The organism is Kitasatospora sp. NPDC057015, assembly GCF_042673745.1.
In the GTDB taxonomy this organism is placed as follows: domain Bacteria; phylum Actinomycetota; class Actinomycetes; order Streptomycetales; family Streptomycetaceae; genus Kitasatospora.
On record NZ_JBHUSG010000151.1, the window covers coordinates 1 to 1351 of the forward strand.

Annotated in this window: 3 protein-coding genes; 1 reads left to right on the top strand and 2 read right to left on the bottom strand. The window is 71.9% G+C overall.

The annotated features are described in order from the left end of the window. Positions 1-23 precede the first annotated feature (23 nt). Positions 24-434: an NUDIX hydrolase gene (locus ACFTWP_RS41770; RefSeq protein ID WP_380270404.1), complete on the bottom strand. Its 411-nt coding sequence runs from the start codon at positions 432-434 to the stop codon at positions 24-26. Continuing rightward, complete coding sequence (locus ACFTWP_RS41775) at positions 428-1069, bottom strand: NUDIX hydrolase (RefSeq protein ID WP_376957153.1); 642 nt, start codon at positions 1067-1069, stop codon at positions 428-430. The genes ACFTWP_RS41770 and ACFTWP_RS41775 overlap by 7 nt, the downstream gene beginning before the upstream one ends. Before the next feature lie 126 nt (positions 1070-1195). Here ACFTWP_RS41775 and ACFTWP_RS41780 point away from each other — a divergent pair, with 126 nt between their 5' ends. Beyond that, positions 1196-1333, top strand: a complete 138-nt coding sequence (locus tag ACFTWP_RS41780; RefSeq protein ID WP_380270403.1) for a hypothetical protein — start codon at positions 1196-1198, stop codon at positions 1331-1333. Positions 1334-1351: the final 18 nt, after the last annotated feature.

The following is a 1351-nucleotide window of genomic DNA, read 5'->3' on the forward strand; positions in this document are numbered from 1 at the left end:
GAGCGGGGCGCCTTCGGCATGCGTCAGCCGAGGACGGCGTCGAGGTGTTCCTGAACGGGGGCGAACAGGCCGTAGGGGACCAGCTCGGGGATGCGGTCGAGGGTGACCCACTCGACGGCGTCCAGCTCTTCGGCGTCCGCGATGTACGCCTCGCCGTCGGCGAGTTCGGCGGCCACGTAGGACATGTCGCGCCCCGTCTTGGGGTGGATGCGCTGCCCGAGGACCTTGACTGCGGTGACGGTGAGCCCGGTCTCCTCCTTGGCCTCGCGGACGGCCGCTTCCTCGGCGGTCTCGCCGGCCTCGATGGCGCCGCCGGGGAACTGCCAGGACAGCTCGCCCTCGGCGACGCGGCGGCGCGTCATCAGCACCTTCCCGGCGTGCGTGATGATCGCCGTGGAGACGGCCGGCTTCAGTTCGGTGGACTCGGTCACGATGCCTCCAGGGCGGTCAGGATGGGCGGGTAGATCTGCTCGGTCGGGATGAACTTGGTGAGCGCCCCCACGGGCACCCACAGCACGTCAGTGTTCTCCGAGGGGTCCCGGTTGCTGGCCTCGCCGGTGAGGTAGTCGCACAGGTGGTAGTGCGCCTCGACTCCGGTGGTCGGATGAAGCCTGCTTCCCAACTCGCTGCGGGCTGTGCAGTGGACGCCGGTCTCGGCGTAGGTCTCCTCCACCGCCACCTGCCCGGTGGCCCGGCCGGGCTTGACCATGCCGGCGGGGAACTGCCAGCGGAGGCCGCCGTCTCCGTCGCGGCGGCAGACCAGCAGCACCTCGCCGGGCCGGGTGACGACCGCGATGGCGACACGCAGGGCCTGCGCGGCCGGGGCCGGGCTCACCGGTGGCCGTGCCAGTAGGGCGAACCTCCGGCGCACTGCCTCACCTGCCTTCTCCAGGGTCGTGTCGAGTGCCTGCTGCATCTCGGGGCGCGGCACGAGGTCGGGCTGCGCTGCCCAGGTGGCGACGGTGCGGACGGCGATGCCGAGGTGTTCGGCGAACTGCTCGTTGGTCATCCGCATGGCGGCCTGGAGCGAGGCGGCGTGACGCCCGGTCCACGTGTCGACGACGTCCACTATCGACCTCCGGCTGGCCCCGGGGAGGGGCTACTGCACTGGGGCTGCACTGCTGGTGCACTGGCCGCATCGTGGCTGCACTGGCGGCTCATGGTCGGCGCGCGCGAGGAGCCCGACCGTGGAGACATGACCTCAGACCCCACGCGAGATCTGCTCGGCACGCTGCCGGGAGAGGCCGCCCAGCAGCCGACCTACCTCGGCCCACGTGCGCTGCTGCCCGTCGCCGGCGCTTCGGGGAGCTTCGGCGGCAGGTGCCCGGTGTGAGCGAGAAGGTCCTGGCCC